General features: G+C 69.2%; 23 protein-coding genes. 13 read left to right on the top strand and 10 right to left on the bottom strand.

Annotated features, from left to right (window positions below):
- Positions 1 to 303 precede the first annotated feature (303 nt).
- Positions 304 to 621, top strand: coding sequence for a chorismate mutase (locus NBE95_RS02895; RefSeq protein ID WP_289894378.1), 318 nt, complete (start codon positions 304 to 306; stop codon positions 619 to 621).
- Positions 622 to 753: 132 nt separating this feature from the next.
- On the opposite strand, the gene NBE95_RS02890 is transcribed toward NBE95_RS02895, so the two are convergent.
- The 5 genes from NBE95_RS02890 to ruvC are packed head-to-tail and all read right to left on the bottom strand — an operon-like array spanning position 754 to position 4,268.
- Complete coding sequence (locus NBE95_RS02890; RefSeq protein ID WP_289894377.1) at positions 754 to 1,164, bottom strand: PaaI family thioesterase; 411 nt, start codon at positions 1,162 to 1,164, stop codon at positions 754 to 756.
- Positions 1,157 to 2,182, bottom strand: a complete 1,026-nt coding sequence (gene ruvB / locus NBE95_RS02885; protein WP_289894376.1) for a Holliday junction branch migration DNA helicase RuvB — start codon at positions 2,180 to 2,182, stop codon at positions 1,157 to 1,159. Before ruvB ends, NBE95_RS02890 begins: the two co-directional genes overlap by 8 nt.
- Positions 2,179 to 3,084 (bottom strand): zinc metalloprotease HtpX, encoded by a 906-nt coding sequence (gene htpX, locus NBE95_RS02880; RefSeq protein ID WP_289894375.1) that lies wholly within the window; start codon positions 3,082 to 3,084, stop codon positions 2,179 to 2,181. Before htpX ends, ruvB begins: the two co-directional genes overlap by 4 nt.
- A gap of 4 nt (positions 3,085 to 3,088) precedes the next feature.
- Entirely contained in the window at positions 3,089 to 3,763 is a 675-nt protein-coding gene (gene ruvA / locus NBE95_RS02875) for a Holliday junction branch migration protein RuvA (protein ID WP_289894374.1), read from the bottom strand.
- A gap of 10 nt (positions 3,764 to 3,773) precedes the next feature.
- A complete protein-coding gene (gene ruvC / locus NBE95_RS02870) occupies positions 3,774 to 4,268 on the bottom strand; it encodes a crossover junction endodeoxyribonuclease RuvC (RefSeq protein ID WP_289894373.1) in 495 nt (164 codons plus the stop codon).
- A gap of 121 nt (positions 4,269 to 4,389) precedes the next feature.
- On the opposite strand from ruvC, the gene NBE95_RS02865 reads away from it, so the two are divergent.
- Genes NBE95_RS02865 through NBE95_RS02840 form a run of 6 tightly spaced genes read left to right on the top strand, consistent with a single transcriptional unit; the run spans position 4,390 to position 10,368 of the window.
- Positions 4,390 to 7,230, top strand: coding sequence for a monovalent cation/H+ antiporter subunit A (locus tag NBE95_RS02865; RefSeq protein WP_289894372.1), 2,841 nt, complete (start codon positions 4,390 to 4,392; stop codon positions 7,228 to 7,230).
- Entirely contained in the window at positions 7,230 to 7,613 is a 384-nt protein-coding gene (locus NBE95_RS02860) for a Na+/H+ antiporter subunit C (protein ID WP_289894371.1), read from the top strand. Before NBE95_RS02865 ends, NBE95_RS02860 begins: the two co-directional genes overlap by 1 nt.
- Complete coding sequence (locus tag NBE95_RS02855; RefSeq protein WP_289894370.1) at positions 7,610 to 9,220, top strand: monovalent cation/H+ antiporter subunit D; 1,611 nt, start codon at positions 7,610 to 7,612, stop codon at positions 9,218 to 9,220. The genes NBE95_RS02860 and NBE95_RS02855 overlap by 4 nt, the downstream gene beginning before the upstream one ends.
- Entirely contained in the window at positions 9,217 to 9,708 is a 492-nt protein-coding gene (locus tag NBE95_RS02850) for a Na+/H+ antiporter subunit E (RefSeq protein ID WP_289894369.1), read from the top strand. Before NBE95_RS02855 ends, NBE95_RS02850 begins: the two co-directional genes overlap by 4 nt.
- Entirely contained in the window at positions 9,705 to 9,974 is a 270-nt protein-coding gene (locus tag NBE95_RS02845; protein ID WP_019351523.1) for a K+/H+ antiporter subunit F, read from the top strand. The genes NBE95_RS02850 and NBE95_RS02845 overlap by 4 nt, the downstream gene beginning before the upstream one ends.
- A gap of 10 nt (positions 9,975 to 9,984) precedes the next feature.
- Positions 9,985 to 10,368, top strand: a complete 384-nt coding sequence (locus NBE95_RS02840; protein WP_019351522.1) for a Na+/H+ antiporter subunit G — start codon at positions 9,985 to 9,987, stop codon at positions 10,366 to 10,368.
- A 186-nt stretch (positions 10,369 to 10,554) separates the two neighbouring features.
- Here NBE95_RS02840 and dapA read toward each other — a convergent pair whose 3' ends face one another.
- Positions 10,555 to 11,430, bottom strand: a complete 876-nt coding sequence (gene dapA, locus NBE95_RS02835) for a 4-hydroxy-tetrahydrodipicolinate synthase (protein WP_289894368.1) — start codon at positions 11,428 to 11,430, stop codon at positions 10,555 to 10,557.
- 102 nt (positions 11,431 to 11,532) lie between these two features.
- On the opposite strand from dapA, the gene NBE95_RS02830 reads away from it, so the two are divergent.
- Complete coding sequence (locus tag NBE95_RS02830; RefSeq protein ID WP_289894367.1) at positions 11,533 to 13,683, top strand: lytic transglycosylase domain-containing protein; 2,151 nt, start codon at positions 11,533 to 11,535, stop codon at positions 13,681 to 13,683.
- Here the strand turns inward: NBE95_RS02830 and NBE95_RS02825 are convergent.
- The 4 genes from NBE95_RS02825 to NBE95_RS02810 form a co-directional block, all read right to left on the bottom strand.
- The gene (locus tag NBE95_RS02825) at positions 13,643 to 14,596 is read right to left on the bottom strand and encodes a DMT family transporter (RefSeq protein ID WP_289894366.1); all 954 of its coding nucleotides are present in this window, start codon (positions 14,594 to 14,596) and stop codon (positions 13,643 to 13,645) included. The genes NBE95_RS02830 and NBE95_RS02825 overlap by 41 nt on opposite strands.
- Before the next feature lie 63 nt (positions 14,597 to 14,659).
- Entirely contained in the window at positions 14,660 to 15,448 is a 789-nt protein-coding gene (locus NBE95_RS02820) for an inositol monophosphatase family protein (RefSeq protein ID WP_289894365.1), read from the bottom strand.
- Positions 15,449 to 15,516: 68 nt separating this feature from the next.
- A complete protein-coding gene (locus NBE95_RS02815) occupies positions 15,517 to 16,224 on the bottom strand; it encodes a GntR family transcriptional regulator (protein ID WP_028714095.1) in 708 nt (235 codons plus the stop codon).
- Entirely contained in the window at positions 16,221 to 17,582 is a 1,362-nt protein-coding gene (locus NBE95_RS02810) for a formimidoylglutamate deiminase (RefSeq protein ID WP_289894364.1), read from the bottom strand. The genes NBE95_RS02815 and NBE95_RS02810 overlap by 4 nt, the downstream gene beginning before the upstream one ends.
- A 96-nt stretch (positions 17,583 to 17,678) precedes the next feature.
- On the opposite strand from NBE95_RS02810, the gene hutI reads away from it, so the two are divergent.
- The 5 genes from hutI to NBE95_RS02785 are packed head-to-tail and all read left to right on the top strand — an operon-like array spanning position 17,679 to position 23,484.
- On the top strand, positions 17,679 to 18,881 hold the full coding sequence (gene hutI / locus NBE95_RS02805) for an imidazolonepropionase (protein ID WP_289894363.1): 1,203 nt from the start codon (positions 17,679 to 17,681) through the stop codon (positions 18,879 to 18,881).
- Complete coding sequence (gene hutH / locus NBE95_RS02800; RefSeq protein WP_289894362.1) at positions 18,874 to 20,415, top strand: histidine ammonia-lyase; 1,542 nt, start codon at positions 18,874 to 18,876, stop codon at positions 20,413 to 20,415. The genes hutI and hutH overlap by 8 nt, the downstream gene beginning before the upstream one ends.
- Positions 20,412 to 21,203: an N-formylglutamate deformylase gene (hutG, locus tag NBE95_RS02795; protein ID WP_289894361.1), complete on the top strand. Its 792-nt coding sequence runs from the start codon at positions 20,412 to 20,414 to the stop codon at positions 21,201 to 21,203. The genes hutH and hutG overlap by 4 nt, the downstream gene beginning before the upstream one ends.
- Entirely contained in the window at positions 21,200 to 22,333 is a 1,134-nt protein-coding gene (locus NBE95_RS02790) for a CoA transferase (protein WP_289894360.1), read from the top strand. The genes hutG and NBE95_RS02790 overlap by 4 nt, the downstream gene beginning before the upstream one ends.
- A complete protein-coding gene (locus NBE95_RS02785) occupies positions 22,330 to 23,484 on the top strand; it encodes an acyl-CoA dehydrogenase family protein (protein ID WP_289894359.1) in 1,155 nt (384 codons plus the stop codon). Before NBE95_RS02790 ends, NBE95_RS02785 begins: the two co-directional genes overlap by 4 nt.

Below are 23,484 nucleotides of genomic sequence, written 5' to 3'. Positions count from 1 at the left end.
CGGCCGGGGGTTTTGCATTGGCGCCAAGGGCCGGTCCGAGCGGCGCGCCGAAAATCAGAGCAGCAGAAGTGCGACGGCGCCAAGCGCCAATCCCAGACCGAAACCCACATTGATGACGAAACTGGCTGCTTTCATCCGATGACCTTTCGCAACGGGCGCGAGACGCGCCCTGGTTCCAGTTCAGGGCAAAACCCCGCTTCTCGCCAGATCGTTCCGGTTTCGGCGGAAATCCGCCGATTGGTTGCGACAAATTCGCCACAGCCGGGGCTTGCGCCGGCGTGCCGGGCAGGGCATGGGTCGGGCATGAGCCGATCCGAATCCGAACTGCCCCCGAACTCCGCCATGCCCGAGCTGCGGGCGCGCATCGACGCGCTGGATACGCGGCTGGTGGCGTTGCTGGCCGAACGCTCGGCGCTGATCGACGAGGCGGCGCGGATCAAGACCCGCGAGAACCTGCCCGCCCGCATCGACAGCCGCGTCGAGGAGGTCGCCGCCAATGCCCGCCGCCTTGCCGCCGAACAGGGGCTGGACCCGGACCTGGCCGAGCGGCTGTGGCGGGTGATGATGGATCACTTCATCGCGCAGGAAGACCGCGTCCTTTCCGGCGGCGAACAGACCTAACCGCCGCGCCTTCCGGGCTTGTGACCGGCCATCCGCCCGCCTGCTTCTTCGCTGCCCCCAATCCCCTGCGGGGGTCCGGGGGCGCAAAGCCCCCGGCGCGGGGGCCCGGTCACCTCACGCAAGGTCGCGGCATCAGACCGGGATCATCGTGCCCTGCAGCATGGCGACATGCTTGCGGCTCTCGCCGGTTTCGGCCCAGATATCGGCGGCGACGACCATGATGCGGCGGCCGGGGCGGATCACCCGCCCCTCGGCCAGCAGGCGGTCCCCGACCGCCGGCGACATCAGGTTGATCTTCATCTCGACCGTCATCACCTCGGCGCCTTCGGGCATCAGCGACAGCGCGGCATAGCCGGCCGCCGAATCGCCGATGCTGAAGGCCAGTCCGGCATGGCCCGCGCCGTGCTGTTGCAGTGCCGACGGCAAGATCGGTGCGGCGATGCTGACCTTGCCCGGCGCCACGGCCAGCAGGGTGGCGCCCAGCGTCTGCATCATGGTCTGCCGGTCGAAGCTGTCGCGGATGCGGTTGGTGGGGTCATTCATCGAACAGGCTCTCCTGCGGGCGCGGCGCGTCAAGGCCAAGGTGCCGCCAGCCCAGCCGCGCCAGCGTCCGGCCGCGCGGCGTGCGGGCGACCAGGCCCTGCTGCATCAGATAGGGTTCGATCACCTCCTCGATGGCGTCGCGGCTTTCCGACAGCGCGGCCGAGAGGGTTTCCACCCCGACCGGGCCGCCGCCGTAATGCTCGGCCATCAGCGTCAGATAGCGGCGGTCGGCACCGTCGAGGCCCAGGTGATCGACGCCGAGCCGAGTCAGCGCCGAATCGGCGATGGCGCGGGTCAGGCGGCCGTCGCCCTCGACCAGCGCGAAATCGATGACCCGGCGCAGCAGGCGGCCGGCGATGCGCGGCGTGCCGCGGGCCCGGCGGGCGATCTCGCGCGTGCCCGCGGGTTCCGAGGGGATGCCCAGCAAGCGGGCGCCGCGGGTCACGATCAGGTCGAGCTCCTCGATGGTGTAGAATTGCAGCCGGGTCGGGATGCCGAAACGGTCGCGCAGCGGCGTGGTCAGCAGGCCGAGACGGGTGGTGGCGCCGACCAGGGTGAAGGGCTGCAGTTCGATGCGCACCGTGCGCGCGGCGGGGCCTTCGCCGATCACCAGATCCAGCTCGAAATCCTCCATGGCGGGATAGAGGATCTCCTCGACCGCCGGGTTCATGCGGTGGATCTCGTCGATGAACAGCACGTCGCGGGCTTCCAGATTGGTCAGGATCGCCGCAAGGTCGCCGGCCCGCGCCAGCACCGGCCCGGAGGTCATCTTGAAGTTCACCCCCAGCTCGCGCGCCATGATCTGCGCCAGCGTGGTCTTGCCCAGACCGGGGGGGCCGTGGAACAGCGTGTGGTCCATGGCCTGGCCGCGCATGCGGGCGCTTTCGATGAAGACGCGCAGGTTCGCCCGCGCCTCGGCCTGGCCGACGAAATCCGCCAGCATCTGCGGGCGCAGCGCCCGATCCTCGCCGTCGTTTTCCAGCGGTTCGGGGCGCAGCATCGGGTCGGGCTGGCTCATTGCGCGCCCCAGGGGCCGGCGGGCCCGCCCGAGGTCGGAACGCGCGAGGGCGCGAGACCGCCGGCCATGGCCTGCAGCCGGGCGATGCGATCCTCGACCGGGGGATGGGTGGTGAACAGCCGGTCCATGCGCAGCGCGTGCAGCGGGTTGACGATGAACAGCGCCGCCGAGGCCGGGTTCCGCTCGGCCGGGACGTTCACCACCTGGCCCGCCGCGCGCGAGATCTTGGCCAGCGCCCCGGCCAGCGCCATCGGCTGGCCGCAGATCTGGGCGCCGCTGCGGTCGGCCTCGTATTCGCGGGTGCGCGAGATCGCCATCTGCACCAGCCCCGCGGCCATGGGCGCGAAGATCATGGCCAGGATCGCCGCCAGCCCGCCGCCGCGATTGTCGTCGCGGCCGCCGAACATGCTGGAAAACATCAGCATGTTGCCCAGCATGGCGATGGCGCCGGCCATGGTGGCGGTCACGGTCATGGTCAGCGTGTCGCGATGCTTGATATGGGCCAGCTCATGCGCGATCACCCCGGCCAGCTCGTCGCGGCTCAGCACCCGCAGGATGCCCTGCGTCACCGCCACCGCGGCGTTTTCCGGGTTGCGGCCGGTGGCGAAGGCATTGGGCTGTTCGGTGTCCAGCACATAGATCTTGGGCATCGGCAGGCCGGCCCGCTGCGCCAGCGCCGCCACCATGTCGACCAGTTCGGGCGCCTGCTGGCGGGTGACCGGATGCGCGCCCTGCTGGCGCAGCACCATCCTGTCGCTGTTCCACCAGGCGAACATGTTGCCGGCGCCGGCGACCAGCAGCGCGATCACCGCGCCGCCCTGGCCGCCGATCAGCCAGCCCATGCCCATGACCAGCGCCGTCATGGCGGCCATCAGCACGAAGGTGCGCAGGTTTCCGGTCATCGTCTTACTCCTTGGGCGCCAGCAGCCGCAGGGCCGCGCGGATCAACGCCGCGGTCGGTGCCTCGGGTTCCCGGGCGGCCGCCTCGGCCACCGCCGAAGCGGCCTCGGACGGAGCATAGCCCAGATTTCCCAGCGCCGAGAGCGCATCCGCCGTCGCCTGCGCCGATGAGGCCGGCGCCGTCCGGGCCGCCGCCGGAGCGGCAGCGGTGGTCTCGACCGGCTCGATCTCGGCCAGCGGGCCGGGATCGACGGTCAGCGCGCCGCCCAGCGCCATCACCGCCGGGGCTTTGTCCTTCAACTCCATCACCACGCGCTGCGCCAGTTTCGGGCCGACGCCGGGCGCCTTGCGCAGCGCCGACCAGTCGCCAAGCGCCAGCGCCCGCGACAGCCCGTCCGGCCCCAGCGTGCCCAGCACCGCCAGCGCCACCTTGGCCCCCACCCCCTGCACCGAAATCAGCAGCCGGTGCCATTCCTTTTCCAGAAGCGTCGGGAAGCCGAAAAGCTGCAACAGATCCTCGCGCACCAGAAGTTCGGTATAAAGCGCCGTCGCCTGCCCGGCGGGGGGCAGGCTGGCGGCGGTGCGTTCGCTGACATGGACGATATAGCCCACGCCGCGCACGTCGATCAGCACATGGTCCTGCGCCCGATGCAGGATCACCCCGGCGATGCGTCCGATCATGGCCCGACCCTCATGCGCTTGCCTTGATGCGCAGGGCGCGGCCCTGCAGGTGATGGGCGTGACAAATTGCCACGGCCAGCGCGTCCGCCGCGTCCGGCCCGGCGAACTCGACCCCCGGCAGCATGAAGCGGACCATGTGCTGGATCTGTTCCTTGGCGGCATGGCCGACGCCGACCACGGCCTTCTTGACCGCGTTCGGGGCATATTCGCCGATCTCCAGCCCGGCCTCGGCCGGGGCCAGCAGGGCGATGCCGCGCGCCTGGCCCAGTTTCAGCGTGCCCAAGGCGTCCTTGTTCACGAAGGTCTGTTCGACCGCGGCCGCATCGGGGGCGTGCCGGGTGATCACCGCGCAAAGCCCGCGATACAGCGTGGCGAGACGCGGCCCCAGCTCGCCCGCTTCGGAATGGACGATGCCGTTGCCGAGATGCCGCAGGCGCGGCCCTTCGACCGCGATCACGCCCCAGCCCATGTTCCGCAGGCCGGGGTCTATGCCGATGATCTTCATGCCTGTTCCCTTTTTGCCCAGCGTTAGCACGAAAGGCGAACATCGCCTAGTTGCTTTGTCATCTGCTTGACATCGCAGGCCTCCGCCGCGAACAGAGGGGCACGAAAAGGAACGAGGGACAATGTCGCCAGCGCTGATCGCCGTGCTTCCGTTCATCGGGGCGCTTCTGCCCGGATTGCTGATCCGCTCGGGGCGCGATGTCGCTGCGGTCTCTTGCGCGACGGCAAGTTTCATCGCGCTGCTGGGGCTTTGTCTGCATATCCCGGCGATCATGGCGGGCGAGGTGATCACGGCGCGCTTTGCCTGGCTGCCCTCGCTGGGGCTTAACGCGCATTTCCGAATCGACGGGCTGGGGCTTCTGTTCGGCATCCTGATCCTGGGCATCGGCCTGCTGATCATCGCCTATGCGCGCTATTACCTGTCGCGCGAGGATCCGGTGGGTGTGTTCTACACCTATCTGATGCTGTTCCAGGGCGCGATGCTGGGCATCGTGCTGTCGGACAACATCCTGCTTCTGCTGGTGTTCTGGGAACTGACCTCGCTCTCCTCCTTCCTGCTGATCGGTTACTGGAAGCACCTGCCCGAAGGGCGGCAGGGCGCCCGCATGGCGCTGACCGTGACCGGCATGGGCGGGCTTGCGATGATCGCGGGGATGCTGATCCTGGGCAATATCGCCGGCAGTTTCGATATCTCGGATATCCTGCAGGCGCGCGAGGCGATCCAGGCCAGCCCCTATTATCTGCCGGCGCTGCTGCTGATCCTGCTGGGCGCCTTCACCAAATCGGCGCAGTTCCCGTTCCATTTCTGGCTGCCGCACGCCATGGCGGCGCCGACCCCGGTCTCGGCCTATCTGCATTCCGCGACCATGGTGAAGGCCGGGCTGTTCCTGATGGCGCGGCTGTGGCCGGTGCTGTCGGGCACGCCGGAATGGTTCTACATCGTCGCCACCACCGGCCTTGTGACCATGGTGCTGGCGGCCTGGATCGCCATCTTCCGCGACGACCTGAAATCGCTGCTGGCCTTTTCCACCGTCTCGCATCTGGGGCTGATCACCATGCTGCTGGGCTTCGGCACCGAGGCGGCGGCGGTGGCGGCGGTGTTTCACATCATCAACCACGCCACCTTCAAGGCGGCGCTGTTCATGACCGCCGGCATCATCGACCACGAGGCCGGCACCCGCTCGATCGCCCGGCTGGGCGGGCTGCGCCGGCTGATGCCGGTGACTTTCGTCATCGGCACCGTGGCGGCGCTGTCCATGGCCGGCATCCCGCCGCTGAACGGCTTCCTGTCGAAGGAACTGATGCTGGAGGAGGCGACCCATGCCGCCTGGCAGGGTCATCCCGGCCTGGTGGCGGCGATGGCGACGCTGGGGGCGCTGTTCTCGGTCTGCTATTCGCTGCGCTTCGTCTGGCAGGTGTTCTTCGGTCCCGAGCGTCGGGATTACCCGCATCGCCCGCATGATCCGGGTTTCGGCCTGTGGTCGGCCCCGGCGCTGCTGGCGGTGCTGGTGGTGCTGATCGGGCTGTTCCCGGCCGGCATGGCCGGCTGGCTGGTCGAGGCCTCGGCCAGTGCCGTCACCGGCGCGGCCCAGCATCCGCATCTGGCGCTGTGGCATGGCGTGACGCCGGCGCTGATGCTGTCGATCACCGCGCTGGTTGGCGGGGGGCTGCTGCTGGCGCTGAACCGCCGGCTGCTGGCGGCGCGGGCGGCGATGGTCTGGCCGGACGCCAAGGCGATCTTCGACGCCATCACCCGCTGCGCGGCCGGCGCGGCGGGCATCTTTACCGACCGGCTGACCAATGGCTCGATGTCGCGCGCCCTGGCCGCCTTTTCGCTGACGGTGGTGCTTTGCGGCTTCTGGGCCTTCTCGACCGGAGGCTGGCAGGGCGCGACCCGGCCGATGCTGCCCGTCGAGCCGGTGCCGCTGATCGGCTGGGTGGCCCTGATCGTGGCGACGTGCTGCATGGTGGCCTTTCACCGCCACCGCATCCTGGCGCTGGTGCTGGTCGGCATCATCGGGCTGATGGTCTCGGTCAGCTTCATCTATTTCTCTGCCCCCGACCTGGCGCTGACGCAGATCTCGGTCGAGGTGGTCACGGTGGTCCTGTTGCTGGCGGCGCTGAACTTCCTGCCCAAATTCACCGTGATCGACAGCCGCGACCGCAAGCGCGGTCTGGACGCCTTCATCGCCACCGTGACCGGGCTGGGCTTCGGGGCGCTGGCCTATGTGATCATGCGCAGCGATTTCGCCTTTTCGCCGATCTCGGAATACATGCTGGCGAACAGCTACAAGCTGGGCGGCGGCGCCAATGTCGTCAACGTGATCCTGGTGGACTTCCGCGGCTACGACACCTTCGGCGAGATCACCGTGCTGGGCATCGCCGCCCTGACCATCTTTGCCCTGACCGAGACGCTGCTGGCCGGCGCCAGCGGCCGGCGGCTGCGCAACTGGGTGCATGACAGCCGCCGCGCCGGCGACCGGCATCCGCTGATGCTGGTGGTGGCGACGCGGCTGGTGCTGCCGATCGCGCTGGTGGTCGGGCTTTATATCTTCCTGCGCGGCCACAACATGCCGGGCGGCGGCTTCGTCGCCGGTCTGGTGGTCGCCATCGCGCTGGTGTCGCAATACATGGCCTCGGGCTTTGCCTGGGCGCAGGAGCGGCAAAAGATCAACTATCACGCGCTGATCGGCGCCGGTGTCATCGCCGCCGGGCTGACCGGGATCGGCGCCTGGTTCGCCGGGCTGCCGTTCCTGACCTCGACCTATGGCTATGTGAAGCTGCCGGGGCTCGAGGAATTCGAGCTGGCCTCGGCCATGGGCTTTGACCTGGGCGTGTTCCTGTGCGTGGTGGGCGCGGTGATGCTGGCGCTGAACTCGCTGTCGCGGATCGCCCGGCAGGCGGGGGCCACGGTGAACCTGGAGCCCATGGATATCGACCCCAGCAAGGAGGCGCGGCGCTGATGGAACTGCTGCTGTCAAGCGCGATCGGGATGCTGACCGCTGCCGGGGTCTATCTGATCCTGCGGCTGCGGACGTTCGCGGTGGTGCTGGGCATGACCATGCTCAGCTATGCCATCAACCTGTTCCTGTTCTCGACCGGGCGGCTGGTGGTGAACGCGCCGCCGATCCTGCAGAAAGGGGTCGAGTTCCATACCGACCCGCTGCCGCAGGCGCTGGTGCTGACCGCCATCGTCATCAGCTTCGGCATGACCGCGGTGGTGGTGATGATGGCGCTGGGGGCATTCATCGAAGGTGGCGACGACCGCGTGGACATGCCGCGCGCCGACCGCCTGCCGGCCGATGCCGCGCCTGCCGATCGCGCCTCGGGGGATGGCGACGCATGAGCCATCTGATCATCGCCCCCGTCGTCCTGCCCGCCGTCATCGGGCCGCTGATCATCCTGTGGATGCGCAACGACCTGCTGCTGCAGCGGGTGTTCTCGGTCACCGGGACCGCGCTTCTGGTCGCGGTGGCGCTTTACCTGAATGTCCTGGCTGCCGGCGGAGACGTGCAGGTCTATCGGCTGGGCAACTGGGCCGCGCCTTTCGGCATCGTCCTGATGCTGGACCGGCTGGCGGCGCTGATGCTGCTTCTGACCGCCGGGCTGGCGCTGGCGGTGCAGCTTTACGCCATCGGCTCGGGCTGGGATCGCAAGGGCCGGCATTTCCATGCGCTCTGGCAGTTCCAGCTGATGGGCATTTGCGGCGCCTTCCTGACCGGCGACGCCTTCAACCTGTTCGTGTTCTTCGAGGTGCTGCTGATCGCCAGCTATGGGTTGATGATCCATGGCGGCGGCGAGATGCGGCTGCGCGCGGGCGTGCAGTATATCGCCTATAACCTGGCCGGCTCGACCCTGTTCCTGGCGGCGCTGGGGGTGCTCTATTCCGTCACCGGCACGCTGAACATGGCCGACATGGCGCTGCGCGTCGCGGCGATGCCGGCCGAGGACACGGCGCTGCTGCGCGTCGGCGCCGTGCTCTTGATGCTGGTCTTTGCCGTCAAGGCGGCGCTGGTGCCGCTGCATTTCTGGCTGCCCTCGACCTATGCCAATGCGCCGGGACCGGTGGCGGCGCTGTTCGCCATCATGACCAAGGTCGGGGTCTATGGCATCATCCGCTTCTTCACGCTGGTCTTTCCGCAGGACGCCGTAACCCAGGGCGTGGCGGCCGACCTGCTGCTGCCGGCAGCGCTGTTCACGCTGGCCATCGGCCAGATCGGCATTCTGGGCACCCGCCATCTGGGCCGGTTGGCCGCTTTCGCCGCCATCGGCTCGATCGGCACGCTGATGATCGCGGTGGCGCAGTTCACCCCGCAAGGCACCTCGGCGGCGGTCTATTACATGATCCATTCGACGCTGGCGGCGGGGGCGCTGTTCCTGATCGTGGACATGATCGGCGCGCGCCGGGGCGACCTGTGGCTGCAGCTGGAGCGGGTGATGCCGGGCAACGGGCTGGTGGCAGCGCTGTATTTCACCGCGGCCATCGCCGTGGTCGGCATGCCGCCGTTTTCCGGTTTCATCGGCAAGCTCTTGGTGATGCAGGCCACCGGGGCGGCGCCGGCGATGGTCTGGATCTGGGCCACCATCCTGATCACCTCGCTGATCGCCATCTATGCCATGTCGCGGGCCGGTTCGATCGTCTTCTGGAAAAGTTTCGAGCTTGGCCTCGCCCCGGCCCCGGCGCCGGCTTCCGCAACGGCCCAACCGGCCGCGGCCGAGGCCTCGGCCCCGCTTAGCCCCAAGCTGGAACCGGACGAGCCGATCCAGGATCTTGGCGATGCGCCGGCGAACTGGCTGGCGGTGGCCTCGGTGGCGCTGCTTCTGTCGGGGATCGTCGCGCTGACCGCCTTTGCCGGCCCCGCGATGCGCTTTGCCGAGGCGACCGCCGCGCAGTTGCACAACCCCGACGCCTATGTCTCGGCGGTGCTGGAAGGGCAGGAGGACACGAAATGATCCGCCGCCTGTTCCCGCATCCCTGGCTTTCGGTCACGCTGGTCCTGGTCTGGATGCTGCTGGTCAACCGCTGGGCCGTGGGTTCGCTGGTCTTCGCCGCGATCATCGGCGTGGTGGTGCCGCTGGTCACCGCGCCCTATTGGCCGGGCGCGACCGGCTACAGCAAGCCGCAGCGCATCCCGGCCTATCTGGCCGTCGTGATCTGGGACATCGCCAAGGCGAATTTCACCGTGGCGCGCATCGTGCTGTTCATGCCGCGCCGGGCGCTTCAGCCGGCCTGGATCGCCGTGCCGCTGGACCTGCGCCGCCCCGAGGCGATCACCGCCCTGGCCGCGACCATCACCCTGACCCCCGGCACGGTCAGTTGCGACCTGTCCGAGGACGGCCGCGCCCTGCTGGTCCATGCCATGCACGCCCCCGACCCGGCGGCGGTGCTGGACGAGATCAAGACCCGCTACGAGGCCCGGCTGAAGGAGATCTTCGAATGATCGCTTACGCGCTGCTGTTCGCCTATGGCTGCTTCGGACTGGCGCTGTTGTTCTGCCTTTATCGGGTGGTGTTCGCGCCCGGCCTGTCGGATCGGGTGCTGGCGCTGGACACCATGGCGATCAACATGATCGCGCTTCTGACGCTGTTCGGCATCGACAAGGGCACGACGATGTATTTCGAGGCCTCGCTGCTGTTCGCCATGGTCGGCTTCATCTCGACCGTGGCCTATGCGAAATTCGTCCTGCGCGGCGACATCATCGAATAGGAGAGCGGGCATGATCGCGGAAATCGTCGTCTCGGTTCTGCTGGTGGTGGGCGGGTTCTTCGGGCTTGTCGGCTCCTATGGGCTGGTCAAGCTGCCGGACCCGATGACCCGGCTGCACGCGCCGACGAAATCGGCGACGCTGGGCGTGGGGGCGGTGCTGATCGCCTCGCTGATCTGGTTCCCGGCCCGGCATGGCATGCTGACCTGGCACGAGCTGCTGATCACCCTGTTCCTGTTCCTGACCGCCCCCGTCACCGGCTATTTCATCGCCAAGGCCCATATGCATCTGGGCTGGAGCCGTGATGAACTGCCCCGCCCGGCGCCCGGCAAGGACTGGGCCACCTTCGCCGACCCGGACAAGGCCAGCCTTGTCGATCGCCGGTCCGGGGATTAGCGGGCAGCGGATTACCAGGGCAGCCGGGCGCGTCGGAAGCCGGGGCGGACATCCGGCTTGCGGCAGGTTCTGTCCTGTTCGAATGTCGTGCGGGGGGGCGACGCTGCCGGACGCGGCAGCGGTGCCGGGCGCGGCACGAAAAAGGGGCGGAAAACCCGCCCCTGTCGTCAGCCCGATGCGCGCCGTTCAGATCAGCCCGGCATGGGCCAGCGCCGCGTCGATGCGGGCCTTGGTGGCGTCGGTCAGCCCGACCAGCGGCAGGCGCACCCGGTCGCTGATGAGGCCCAGCCGCGACATGGCGTATTTTGCCCCGGCGACGCCCGGCTCGATGAAGATCGCCTCGTGCAGCGGCATCAGCCGGTCCTGGTAGTCCAGCGCCTTGGCATAATCGCCGGCCAGCGTCGCCTCCTGGAACTCGGCGCAGAGCTTCGGCGCCACATTGGCGGTGACCGAGATGCAGCCGACCCCGCCATGGGCGTTGAAGCCAAGCGCCGTGGCATCCTCGCCCGAAAGCTGCACGAACTCCTTGCCGCAGGCGGCGCGCTGCTGGCTGACCCGCTCGAGCTTGCCGGTGGCGTCCTTGACGCCGATGATGCGCGGCAGCTTCGCCAGCTGGCCCATGGTCTCGGGCAGCATGTCGATGACCGAGCGGCCGGGGATGTTGTAGATGATGATCGGCAGGTCGCTGGCATCGTGCAGCGCCGTGTAATGCGCGATCAGCCCGGCCTGGGTCGGCTTGTTGTAATAGGGCGTCACCACCAGCGCCGCATCGGCGCCGGCGGCCTGGGCGTGCTGGACCAGGCCGATCCCCTCATGCGTGGCGTTCGAGCCGGCGCCGGCAATGACCGGCACGCGGCCGGCGGCCATGCGCACCACTTCCTCGATGACCTTGCGGTGTTCCTCATGGCTCAGCGTCGGGCTTTCGCCGGTGGTGCCGACGGGCACCAGCCCGTGGCTGCCCTGCGCGACATGCCAGTCGACGAGCTTTTCCAGCGCGGGGAGATCCAGCTCCCCGTCCGGGGTGAATGGCGTGACCAGCGCGGGCAGCGAGCCTTTGAACATGTGGGTATCCTGAATTTGCCTCTGACGGGACTTACATCCGGGCGCGCCGATTGCCAAGGATGTGAGTTGCGCCGCCCGGCGGAACCGAACAGAAATGGGGGCATGATGTATCCTTTCCGCGACAGGATTTTGGGACCGTTGCTGGCCCTGGGGGTCGGCCTTGCCGCGCCGGCCGGGGCCGAGGATGCCGGTCGTCTGTCGCGCGCGCTGGCGGCGGCCGGGACGCGCGACTGGACCGCCGCCGCGGCCGAGGCGGCGCAATCCGGCCCCATCGCCCGCGATCTGGTCGCCTGGCAGCGGCTGCGGGCCGGGCAGGGCAGCTGGCCGGACTATCGCGACTTTGCCCTGCGCCATGCGGATTGGCCGGGCATGGCGCTGTTCCGGAAACGCGGCGATGCGGTGCTGCGCACCGACCTGCCGCCGGCCGAGGTGATCCGCTGGTTCGGCCCCCGCCGCCCCGACACGCTGAATGGCGCCATGGCGCTGATCGCCGCCCTGCAGGCGACCGATCCGCAGGCCGCCAAGGCCGAGATCGCCCGCTTCTGGTCCGAGCAGGCGCTGACCAAACCCGAGGCCGACATCTTCCTGGCCGCGCATGGCGCCGAGGTCGCCGGCCTGCACGATGCGCGGCTGACGCGGCTGCTGGATCTGGGCGAATGGCAGGCGGCGCAGGTGGTGCTGCCCATGGCCTCGGCCCCGGCGCAGGCCCTGGGCAAGGCGCGGCTGGCGCTGCAATCGGGACAGGCCGGGGTGGATGCGCTGATCCTGGCCCTGCCCGGGGAACAGCGGGACGATGCCGGGCTGGCGCTGGATCGCTTCCGCTGGCGGGTCTGGGCCAAGATGCCGGATCTGGCGCGCGCGCTGATGCTGGAACGCTCGACCGGCGCCGAGGCGTTGCGCGATCCCGCCGCCTGGGCGCCCAAGCGCGCCGATTACGCAAGGCTGGCGCTGCGGCAGGGCGACTGGGCGTTGGCGGAACGGCTGGCCGCCGGGCATTTCCTGCCGCCGGGCAGCGATGCCTTTTCCGATCTGGAATGGCTGGCCGGTTATGCGGCGCTGCGCGGCGGCGCGCCCGACCGGGCGCTGCAGCATTTCCGCACGCTGGAGACGGCGGTGGCCAGCCCGATCTCGCTGTCCCGCGCGCATTACTGGCAGGCTCGGGCGCTCGAGGCCGGGGGCGATGCGCCGGGCGCCGCCGCGGCCTATGCCAGCGCCGCCGAATACCAGTCGGCCTGGTATGGGCAACTGGCCGCGGAAAAGCTGGGCCTGCCGATGCGGCCAGAGCTGGCCGTGGCCGGGCGCAGCGAGACCAGCCTGCCGGAATGGCGCGGCTCGGCCCTGCGCGACAATCCGGTCTGGCAGGCCGGCACCTGGCTGCTGGCGGCGGGCGAGACGGACCAGGCCGCGCGCTTCTTCCTGCACCTGGCCGAAACCGCCGCGCCCGAGGATATTGGCCGCATGGCGCGGATGATGCTGGAAATGCGCCTGCCCTGGCACGCGCTGCGGCTGGCCAAGGCCGCCGCCGCCAAGGGCGCGGTCTATCCCGCCGCCTATTTCCCGCTGACCGGCCTTGAAAGCAGCGAACTGGGCCTGCCGCCCGAACTGGTCATGGCCATCGCCCGGCGGGAAAGCGAGTTCAACCATACCGTGTCCTCGCATGCCGGGGCACTGGGGCTGATGCAGGTCATGCCCGACACCGCGCGTTCCATGGCGCGCAAGGTCGGCGAGCCTTTCGAGCAGGCGCGGCTGACCCGCGACGCCGCCTATAACGCCCGGCTGGGCGCGGCCTATCTGGCCGGGCTGCGCGAACGCTTCGGCCCCTCGATCGCGCTGGTGGCGGCGGGCTACAATGCCGGGCCGGGGCGGTCGGCGCGCTGGCTGGGCGAATTCGGCGACCTGCGCGGCCAGGTCGATCCGGTGGATTGGGTCGAGATGATCCCCTTCGACGAGACGCGCAACTACGTCATGCGCGTGGCCGAGTCGCTGCCGGTCTATCGCGCCCGCATCAAGGGCGCGCCGGTGCCGCTGGTGCCGACCTGGGATCTGACCGGGGGCGGGGTGAAACCCGCGCCGGCGCCGCCGCCGATCCGTCTGGCGCAATCGTCGCGGCCGCGGATACCGGCGCGCAGCCTGCTGCCCTTTGCCGCCGGCGGGGTGCTGGCCGAGGTGCTGGGCCCGCCGCCCGCCCTGGCGGCGGCGCGGGCCATCGACGCTACCCGGCCCGCTCGCGCTGGCGCGAGCGCCACCAGGTGAACATCCCGGCGCCGACGACGATGACGCCGCCGATGGCGACGTTCGGCGCCAGATGCTCGCCAAAGATCGTTACGCCGAAGATGCTGATCCAGACCAGCTGCGTATAGGAGAACGGCTGCAGCGCCGAGGCCTCGGCCAGCTCATAGGCCTTGATCAGCAGGAAATGCCCGGCCACCGCGGTCAGGCAGAGCATCAGCAGCCAGGGAATGTCGCGGCCGGCGATCGGTTCCCAATGCCAGATGCCGACGGCGGTGATGGCGACGGCGCCCGAGATCCCGGTCCAGAAAAAGCTGACCATGGCGGTGTCGTCGCGCCCGGCCAGCCGGGTCAGCAGCCCGTAAAGCGCGAACATCGCCGCACCCAGCAGCGGCAGCGTGGCATTGGCGCTGAACACGCCGCTGCCCGGCCTCAGCACGATCAGGATGCCGGCGAAGCCCACCGCCACCGCCGCCCAGCGGCGCCAGCCGACCTTCTCGCCCAGCACCGGCCCGGACAGGGCCGAGATCATCAGCGGGTAGCAGGCGAAGATCGCATGGGTGTTGATCAGGCCCAGCCGCACGAAGGCCTCGATGGTGACGACGACCTCGGCCACCAGCAGCACGCCGCGAAAGATCTGCAGGCCCGGCCGGCGCGAGCGGATGGCGCGGCCCAGCCCGCCGGAACTGCGCGCGCAAAGCAGGATCACGAACAGCGCGAAGAACCAATAGCGCAGCATGATCACGAAAATCGGCGAATAGGCGGCGCCCAGGTAGCGCGAGACCCCGTCCTGCGCCGCGAAGATGAAGCTCGATGCGCAGATCATCAGGATCGCGGCGCCCTGCCGGTCGGCGCGCGGCCGGGCATGCGGCGGCGGAACGGCAGGGGGCTGTGCGGCCGGGGCCATCAGCGGCCCCGTCTGGCGGTTGTCTGGCATGGCGCATCATCCTGGGCTGGAAACCCGCCCATGCGCCCCTGCCGCGGAAAGGTCAAGCCGGGCTCAGTCCGGCCGGCGCACGATTTCCGCGAATTCGTTGAAAAGTTGCGGGTTGGCCGCCACGACCGAGCCGGTCTGGACCGGGCTTTCCTCGCCCCGGATCGATTCGGCGAACCCCCCGGCTTCCTTGACCAGCAGGATGCCGGCGGCGATGTCCCAGGGCTGGTTGCCGCGTTCCCAATAGCCGTCGAAGCGGCCGGCCGCGACATAGGCCAGGTCCAGCGAGGCCGCGCCCCAGCGCCGCATGCCGGCGGTCAGCGGCATCAGCCGGCCCAGGTCGCGCAGCGTCGCCGGCAGCATCGGCCGCCCGGCGAAGGGCACGCCGGTGGCGAAGATCGATTCGATCATCTGCCGGCGGCCCGAAACGCGGATGCGGCGGTCGTTCAGGAAGGCGCCGTCGCCGCGCTCGGCGGTGAACATCTCGTCCTTGGCGGCATCGAAGATCACTGCGGCGACGATCTCGCCCTTGTGCTCCAGCGCGATACTGACCGCCCAATGCGGCAGGCCGTGCAGGAAGTTCGTGGTGCCGTCCAGCGGATCGACGATCCAGCGCCGGGTCGGGTCTTCGCCCGCCTCTTCGCCGGTTTCCTCGCCCAGCCAGCCATAGTTCGGGCGGGCGGTGCGCAGCTCTTCCTTGATGATGCGCTCGGCCTCGCGGTCGGCGCGGCTGACGAAATCGCCGGCGCCCTTGACCGAGACCTGAAGGTTTTCCACCTCGCGGAAGTCCTTGACGAGGCTGCGGCCCGCCTTGCGCGCGGCCTTGATCATGATGTTGAGATTGGCGCTGGCCATGGCTTTTCCTTTTTGGGATTGCCAGCCTATTAGGCGAAGGGCCGCGCAAAGTGAAGCCGGCGCGGTGCCTAGTGCGTTGCGATCATGGCATAGCCGGGATGAAAGGCCACCCGGACGGTGGTGATTGCGCCCAGGTCGTTGAAGGTGGTGCGCTGCAGGATCAAGAGCGCGCTGCCCTGCCGCGTCTCCAGCAGCCGGGCGTCGCGGGCATTGGCGTTCTCGGCCGAAAAGGCCATGTCGGCGCGCAGCCAGGGCGCGTTGCGCACCAGCCATTCATTGGCATTGACCCGGTGGAAGTCGATGCCGGCGACGCCCGGCGCGGCGCCGGGATTGATCCAGCGATCCTCGACCTGGAAGGGCTTGCCGTCGCCGTAATGCACGGTGCGCAGGTGGATCAGCATCCGCCCCTCGGGCAGTTCCATGCGCTGCGCGATCTCGGCCGGGATCGGGCTTTCCTTCTGCGCGATGACCCGGTGGCTGTATTCCATCCCCGCCTGCTCGATCTGCTCGCGCACGATGGGGATGGTCAGCGTGGCCTTGCGCGCCGGGTTCACCGTCACATGGGTGCCGGCCCGGCGCTTGCGGTCCAGCAATCCCTCCTCGGCCAGCATCTGCAGGGCCTTGTTCACCGTGGCGCGGGCGACGCCGAACTCGACGGCCAGTTCCGCCTCGTCCGGGATGCGGTCGCCCTGGCGCCATTCGCGGTCGACGATGCGGCGGCGCACCTCGCTGACGATGGCCTGCGCCTTGGAGATCTGGGCGGTTTTCTCGGTCACATGCGATCCTGAACGCGGGCGATGGTCGCCAGATATTCCGACATGATGCGGTCGCGGTCCATATGCCGGCCGTCCCGCACGACATGGCGACCCGCCGACCACAGGTCGCGAACCAGCCCGTCATGCCCGGCAAAGACCAGGCTGTCGACAAGCTGGTCGCCCTTGCGGCCGAACATCACCGGGTTGTCCAACCCGACCGCGACCAGATCGGCCCACAGCCCCGGCCGGATCGCCCCGGTCTCGCGCCCCGCCGCCGTGGCGCCGCCGTCCAGCCCCGCCTCGTAGATCACGCGGCCGGTGGAACGTCCCGGCTCGGCCAGGATCGCCCGGCCGCGGTCGCGCAGGCGCTGGCTGTATTCCAGCGTCCGCAGCTCCTCGACCAGCGAGATGCGGATGTTGCTGTCCGAGCCGAAGCCGAGCCGGCCCTTCGCCTCGGCCCAGATGGTGCCGTTGAAGATGCCGTCGCCCAGCGACGATTCGGTGATCGGGCAAAGCCCGGCCACGGCGCCGGTGGCGGCCAGCCGGCGGGTTTCGTCCTCGGTCATGTGGGTCAGGTGGATCAGCGTCCAGCGCCGGTCAGGCTGGTGATTGTCCAGCAGCCATTCGACCGGGCGGCGGCCATAGGCGGCGCTGATTTCCTCGATCTCGGGCACCTGCTCGGCCAGGTGCATGTGCAAGGGCCGGCCGGGGCGCAGCGCGACGCAGGCCGCCAGCCCCTCGGGCGAGACCGCGCGCAGCGAATGCGGGGCGACGCCGATGCCGGAATCGGCGGGCAGGGCGCGCAGCGCGGTCTCGGCGCCCTCGACCAGTTGCACGAATTCCTCGGGCGTGGTGCCGAAACGGTTCTGGCCGGGGGCCAGCGGCCGGCGGTCCACGCCGCCGAACTGGTAATGCACCGGCAGCAGGGTCAGGCCGATGCCGGTGCGACTGGCGGCGGCGGCGATGCGCGCGGCCATCTCGGCGATGTTGTCGTAATGCCCGCCGCCGGGGCGGTGGTGCAGATAGTGGAACTCGACATTGGTGGCATAGCCGGCCTCCAGCATCTCCATCTGCACCAGCGCGGCGATGGCTTCGACATCCTCGGGCGTCAGGTGGTCGAGGAAGCGATACATGATCTGCCGCCAGGTCCAGAAGGTGTCGCGCGGCTCGGGGCCTTTCGCTTCGGACAGCCCGGCCATGGCGCGCTGGAAGGCGTGGCTGTGCAGATTGGCGAGCGCCGGCAGCAGCAGGCCCACGCGCTGGCCCTGCGGCGCCGTGTCTGTTTCCACCGCGGCGATTCGGCCCTGTTCGACCGTCACCCGGACGTTTTCCGCCCATCCATCGGGCAACAAGGCCCGTTCCGCCCAGATAACCGTCATCCCGTCACCCTTGCTTGCGCCAAAATAAGTTTAGACATAGAGATTAATTAAGTTTAGACATAGAACAACCGAGAAATCAATCCGGGATGCGATCCGATGCAGCTTCTCTACCACGCGCAGCTTGTCACGATGGACGAAAAATCAGGCGGTTACGGCCTGATCGAGCAGGGGGCGCTGGTGGTCGAGGCGGATCGAATCAGCTGGATCGGTGCGGAAACGGACTTGCCGGAACGGTATGCCGATGCGACGCGGCACGACCTGGGCGGGCGGCTGGTGACGCCGGGGCTGATCGACTGCCACACCCATATCGTCTTTGGCGGCGACCGCGCCCGCGAGTTCGAGATGCGGCTGGAAGGCGCCTCCTACGAGGAGATCGCGCGGGCCGGCGGCGGCATCCTGTCCAGCGTCCGCGCCACGCGCGAGGCGGATGAGGAGGCGCTGCTGGCATCCGCCCTGCCGCGCGTCGATGCGCTGCTGGCCGAGGGCGTGACCACGCTGGAGATCAAGTCGGGCTACGGGCTGAACATCGACAGCGAACTGAAGATGCTGCGCGTCGCCCGCCGGATCGGGCAGCTGCGCAAGGTGACGGTGCGCACCACCTGGCTGGCCGCCCATGCCCTGCCGCCGGAATACAAGGACGACCGCGCCGGCTATATCCGCGAGGTGGTGATCGCCGGCATGGAGCGCGGCCATGCCGAGGGGCTGATCGACGCGGTGGACGGATTCTGCGAGGGCATCGCCTTCACGCGCGAGGAAATGGCCGGGATCTTCGACCACGCGGCCAAGCTGGGCCTGCCGGTCAAGCTGCATGCCGAGCAGCTTTCCGATCTGGGCGGCGCGGCGATGGCGGCGCAGCACGGGGCGCTGTCGGCGGACCATCTGGAATATCTGGGTCCGGACGGCATCAAGGCCATGGCGGCCCATGGCACCGTGGCGGTGCTGCTGCCCGGCGCCTTCTATACCCTGCGCGAGACGCAATATCCGCCGATGCAGGCGCTGCGCGATGCCGGCGTGCCGATCGCGCTGGCGACGGATTGCAATCCCGGCACCTCGCCGCTGACCTCGCTGCTCTTGACCATGAACATGGGCGCGACGCTGTTTCGCATGACGCCCTCGGAATGTCTGGCCGGCGTCACGCGTCACGCCGCCCATGCGCTGGGCTTGGCGGATCGCGGCCGGCTGGCGCCCGGCATGCGCGCCGATCTGGCGGTCTGGGACATCCGGCATCCGGCCGAGTTGACCTATCGCATCGGCTTCAACCCCCTTCATGCCTGCATCGTCGGAGGCGAGCTTGTCTGAACTGATTCTTATCCCCGGTGAAACCACCCTCGCACAGCTTGAACAGGTCTGGCGTCAGGGGCTGGCCGTGCGGCTGGCCGACTCGGCCCGCCCCGGCATCGCCGAATCCGCCGCCCGTATCGAGGCCGCCGCCAATGGCGCGGTGCCGGTCTATGGCGTGAATACCGGCTTCGGCAAGCTCGCCTCGATCAAGATCGCGTCCAAGGACACCGCAACGCTGCAACGGAACCTGATCCTGTCGCATTGCTGCGGCGTCGGCGAGCCGGTCGAGCCGGAAACCGTGCGGCTGATCATGGTGCTGAAGCTGCTGTCGCTGGGCCGGGGCGCCTCGGGCGTGCGCCCGGAGGTGATCGCGCTCATCGAAGCCATGCTGGCCCGCGGCGTGCTGCCGGTGATCCCGTCGCAGGGCTCGGTCGGCGCCTCGGGCGACCTGGCGCCGCTGGCGCATATGGCCGCCGCCATGTTGGGCGAGGGCCGTGCGACCTATGACGGCCGCGAGATGCCCTCGGCCGAGGCGCTGGCCGCTGCGGGGCTCAAGCCCGTGGTGCTGGCCGCCAAGGAGGGGCTGGCGCTGATCAACGGCACCCAGGTCTCGACCGCCTTCGCGCTGGCCGGGCTGTTCGAGGCCTTCGCAAGCGCCCGTGCGGCGCTGGTCACCTCGTCGCTGTCGACCGACGCGATCATGGGCTCGACCGCGCCCTTCCTGGACGAGATCCACACGCTGCGCGGCCATCGCGGCCAGATCGTCGCCGCCCGGACCATCCGCGCGCTGATGGACGGGTCAGAGATCCGCGAAAGCCACCGCGAGGGCGACACCCGCGTGCAGGATCCCTATTGCATCCGCTGCCAGCCGCAGGTGACGGGCGCCTGTATCGACCTGCTCTGGCAGGCCGCCCGGACGCTGGAGATCGAATCGAACGCCGCCACCGACAACCCGCTGGTGCTGGTCGGCGCCGACCGCATCGTCTCGGGCGGCAATTTCCATGCCGAGCCGGTGGCCTTCGCCGCCGACCAGATCGCGCTGGCGATCGCCGAGATCGGCGCGATTTCCCAGCGCCGCATCGCGCTGATGGTCGATCCGGCGCTGTCGCACGACCTGCCGCCCTTCCTGACCCCCGATCCGGGGCTGAATTCGGGGCTGATGATCGCCGAGGTGACCTCGGCGGCGCTGATGTCGGAAAACAAGCATCTGGCGACGCCTTGCTCGACCGACTCGACGCCGACCTCGGCCAACCAGGAGGATCACGTTTCCATGGCCGCGCATGGCGCGCGGCGGCTGAAGCGCATGAACGCGAACCTCGCGCAGATTCTGGGGATCGAGGCGCTTTGCGCCAGCGCCGGCGTCGAGTTCCGCGCGCCCCTGGCGACCTCGGCCCCGTTGCGGGCGGTGATCGCCGCATTGCGCCGGACGGTGCCGGCGCTGCAGCAGGACCGCTACCTTGCCCCGGACCTGGCCGAATCTGCCCGCCTGGTGCGCGAGGGCGTGCTGGTCGGCGCCATCCCCGGCCACCTGCTGGACGAGGTGCGGCCGTGAATCCCGTCGAAGTCGTCCAGGGCGACAGCCCGGTCATTCTCGGCCTGCCGCATACCGGGACCTGGCTGCCCGAGAAGATCCGCGCGGCGCTGAATCCGCGCGGGCAGGTGCTGGCCGATACCGACTGGCATATCGAGCGGCTTTATGACGGGCTTCTGCCCGGTGCGACCACGGTGCGGGCGACCTTCCACCGCTATGTCATCGACGCGAATCGCGGCCCGGACGATGCGAGCCTCTATCCCGGCCAGAACACCACCGGTCTGGTGCCGCTGACCGATTTCGACGGCGAGCCGATCTGGGAGGCGGAGCCGACGGAGGAGGACATCGCCGAGCGCAAGGCTCGCTTCCATACCCCCTATCACGCGGCGCTGGCCGCCGAGATCGAGCGGGTGAAGGCGAAGCACGGGGTTGCGATCCTTTATGACTGCCATTCGATCCGCTCGGTGATCCCTTTTCTGTTCGACGGCGTGCTGCCGGATTTCAACATCGGCACCAATAGCGGCGCATCCTGCGACAAGCGCATCGAAGCCGCCACCTTCGAGGCTTGCGCCGGCACCGGCCGCAGCCATGTGCTGAACGGCCGCTTCAAGGGCGGCTGGACGACGCGGCATTACGGCCGGCCGGGACAGCGCGTGCACGCCATCCAGATGGAACTGGCGCAGGCGACGCATCTGGCCACCGAGGCCCCGCCCTTCGCCTATGACGAGCGGAAGGCCGAGAGTCTGCGGGTGACGCTTGGGGCGATCCTGGAGCGCCTCGCCGCGCTGGCGCCGGAGCTGCGGGCATGAAGCCGCTTACGGGTATCAAGGTGCTGGACCTGTCGCGGGTGCTGGCGGGGCCCTATTGCACCGCGCTGCTGGCCGACCTGGGGGCCGAGGTCATCAAGCTGGAGCCGCCCTCGGGCGACGATTACCGGCATATCGGCCCGTTCAAGGACGGCGAAAGCGCGCTGTTCACCCTGAACAACCGCGGCAAGCAAAGCCTGGTTCTGGACCTGAAGGATCCCGCCGACCTGGCGCTGGCCAAGGCCATCGCGGCGCAGGTGGATGTGGTGGTCGAGAATTTCCGCCCCGGCGTCGCGGCCCGGTTGGGGCTTGGCGCCGAGGCGCTGCGCGCGGCAAACCCGCTGCTGGTCTATTGCTCGATCTCGGGCTTTGGCCAGCAGGGGCCGTTCCGCGACCTGCCGGCCTATGACCTCGTGGTGCAGGCCATGTCCGGGCTGATGGCCGGCACCGGCGAGGAAGGCGGCGCGCCGCTGAAGACCGGCGAAAGCATCGCCGACCTGCTGGCCGGCCTGTTTGCCAGCTGGTCGATCATGGCGGCGCTGGTCGGGCGCAACGCCACCGGGCAGGGCGCGGTGCTGGACGTGGCGATGTATGACGCGCTGTTTTCCATGCTGACGACCAGCCATGCGTTGCATTTCTACGCCGAGAAGCTGCCGCAGCGGGTCGGCAACCGCCATCCCTTGTCGACGCCCTTCGGCTGCTTTGCCACCAGCGACGGGCAGGTGGTGATCGCGGTGCTGTCGGGCAAGCAATTCGCCGCGCTGGCGCAGCTGATCGGTGCGCCCGAGGCGGCGACGGACCCGCGTTTCGCCAGCGACGAATCGCGCACCGAGCATGAACCCGAGGTCAAGGCGCTGATCGAGGCCTGGTCCTCGCGCCTGAGCACCGAGGCCGCCGTGGCGGCGCTGGCCGGCGTCGGCCTGCCCGCCGCGCCGATCTGGGACATTGCCCAGGCGGCCGACAACGATCACGCCCGCGCGCGCGGGTTGGTCAGCCTGCTGGGTCGGAACCCGGTCGTCGGCCAGCCGGTGCGCTTCGATGCAGAGAAACCCCTGGCCGAGACCCCGGCCCCGCGCCTTGGCGGCGACCGCGCCGCCATTCTGCGCGCATTCGGATTGGAGGAAACCGCATGAGCGACGACTGGCACATGCTGGCCGAGGAAGAGCGGCTGTTCTGCGACGTGCTGGAGCGCATCTGCGCCGAGCAGATCGCGCCCAAGGCGGCAGAGACGGACGAGACCTCGGGTTTCGTCCACGACCAGCTTGCCGTGCTGGGCGAGGCCGGGATGATGGGCGCGAACCTGCCCGAGGCATATGGCGGCTCGGGCATCTCGGCCCCGGCGCTTTTGCGCGCGGTCGCCATCGTGGCGGGGGCCTGCGGGTCCACGGCCTCGGCCTTGACGGCGCATTACCTGGCGACCGATTCGATCCTGATCGGTGGGTCTGAATCGCAGAAGCAGGCATGGCTGCAAAAGGCCGCGACGGGCGAGGCGCTGGGCGCCTTCGCCCTGACCGAGCCCACCGCCGGCTCGGACCCCGCCGACATGAAGACCCGCGCCCGCCGCACGGAAACCGGCTGGCACCTGAAGGGCACGAAATGCTTCATCTCGAACGGCGGGGTGGCGGATTTCATCGTCGTCTATGCGGTGACCGACCCCGACAAGGGCCATCGCGGCATCTCGGCCTTCATCCTGCCGAAAGGGACGCCGGGGCTGGAGCCGGGCGCGCCGGAAAAGACCATGGGGCTGAAGGGTGGGCATGTCTTCACCCTGAACCTCGATTGCCAGCTGCCCGAGGACGCGCTGCTGGGCGAGGAGGGCAGGGGCTTCCGCACCGCCATGCAGGTGCTGGACAACGGCCGCATCGAGGTCGCTGCGCAATGCCTGGGCCTGGCCGAGGCGGCGATGAAAGCCGCCATCGCCTATGCCAAGGACCGCGTGATCGGCGGCGAGCGGCTGACCGACCGGCAGGGCATCCGCTGGATGATCGCCGACATGGGCGTCGCTTATCGCCAGGCGCTGCTGTTGTCGCAGGACGCGGCGCGGCAGCGGCAGGCGGCGCATCACGGCGGCGGGCGCTTCTCGCTGGCCTCCAGCATGGCCAAGCTCGCGGCCAGCGAGGCGGCGGGCAAGATCGCCGACACCGCGCTGCAATTGCATGGCGGCTATGGCTACACCCGCGACTTTCCCATCGAGAGGATCAACCGCGATCTGCGCATCATGCGGATCTACGAAGGTTCGTCCGAAATCCAACGCATCATCATTTCCGGCAACATGCTGGCCTGA

Origin of the sequence: Paracoccus sp. TOH (assembly GCF_030388245.1) — a bacterium.
GTDB classification, from domain to species: Bacteria; Pseudomonadota; Alphaproteobacteria; order Rhodobacterales; family Rhodobacteraceae; genus Paracoccus; species Paracoccus simplex.
This window is presented reverse-complemented; position numbering and strand designations above follow the sequence as displayed.

Bases quoted from the DNA above. Each gene is read 5' to 3' on its own strand.
- NBE95_RS02845 (WP_019351523.1), top strand. From the start codon at position 9,705: ATGATCGCTTACGCGCTGCTGTTCGCCTATGGCTGCTTCGGACTGGCG.
- htpX (WP_289894375.1), bottom strand. From the start codon at position 3,084: ATGACCGGAAACCTGCGCACCTTCGTGCTGATGGCCGCCATGACGGCG.
- NBE95_RS02890 (WP_289894377.1), bottom strand. From the start codon at position 1,164: ATGAATGACCCCACCAACCGCATCCGCGACAGCTTCGACCGGCAGACC.
- ruvC (WP_289894373.1), bottom strand. From the start codon at position 4,268: ATGAAGATCATCGGCATAGACCCCGGCCTGCGGAACATGGGCTGGGGC.
- NBE95_RS02865 (WP_289894372.1), top strand. From the start codon at position 4,390: ATGTCGCCAGCGCTGATCGCCGTGCTTCCGTTCATCGGGGCGCTTCTG.
- NBE95_RS02825 (WP_289894366.1), bottom strand. From the start codon at position 14,596: ATGCCAGACAACCGCCAGACGGGGCCGCTGATGGCCCCGGCCGCACAG.
- NBE95_RS02820 (WP_289894365.1), bottom strand. From the start codon at position 15,448: ATGGCCAGCGCCAATCTCAACATCATGATCAAGGCCGCGCGCAAGGCG.
- NBE95_RS02810 (WP_289894364.1), bottom strand. From the start codon at position 17,582: ATGACGGTTATCTGGGCGGAACGGGCCTTGTTGCCCGATGGATGGGCG.
- NBE95_RS02840 (WP_019351522.1), top strand. From the start codon at position 9,985: ATGATCGCGGAAATCGTCGTCTCGGTTCTGCTGGTGGTGGGCGGGTTC.
- dapA (WP_289894368.1), bottom strand. From the start codon at position 11,430: ATGTTCAAAGGCTCGCTGCCCGCGCTGGTCACGCCATTCACCCCGGAC.
- hutI (WP_289894363.1), top strand. From the start codon at position 17,679: ATGCAGCTTCTCTACCACGCGCAGCTTGTCACGATGGACGAAAAATCA.
- NBE95_RS02895 (WP_289894378.1), top strand. From the start codon at position 304: ATGAGCCGATCCGAATCCGAACTGCCCCCGAACTCCGCCATGCCCGAG.
- NBE95_RS02785 (WP_289894359.1), top strand. From the start codon at position 22,330: ATGAGCGACGACTGGCACATGCTGGCCGAGGAAGAGCGGCTGTTCTGC.
- NBE95_RS02850 (WP_289894369.1), top strand. From the start codon at position 9,217: ATGATCCGCCGCCTGTTCCCGCATCCCTGGCTTTCGGTCACGCTGGTC.
- NBE95_RS02855 (WP_289894370.1), top strand. From the start codon at position 7,610: ATGAGCCATCTGATCATCGCCCCCGTCGTCCTGCCCGCCGTCATCGGG.
- NBE95_RS02860 (WP_289894371.1), top strand. From the start codon at position 7,230: ATGGAACTGCTGCTGTCAAGCGCGATCGGGATGCTGACCGCTGCCGGG.
- NBE95_RS02790 (WP_289894360.1), top strand. From the start codon at position 21,200: ATGAAGCCGCTTACGGGTATCAAGGTGCTGGACCTGTCGCGGGTGCTG.
- NBE95_RS02830 (WP_289894367.1), top strand. From the start codon at position 11,533: ATGATGTATCCTTTCCGCGACAGGATTTTGGGACCGTTGCTGGCCCTG.
- ruvB (WP_289894376.1), bottom strand. From the start codon at position 2,182: ATGAGCCAGCCCGACCCGATGCTGCGCCCCGAACCGCTGGAAAACGAC.
- ruvA (WP_289894374.1), bottom strand. From the start codon at position 3,763: ATGATCGGACGCATCGCCGGGGTGATCCTGCATCGGGCGCAGGACCAT.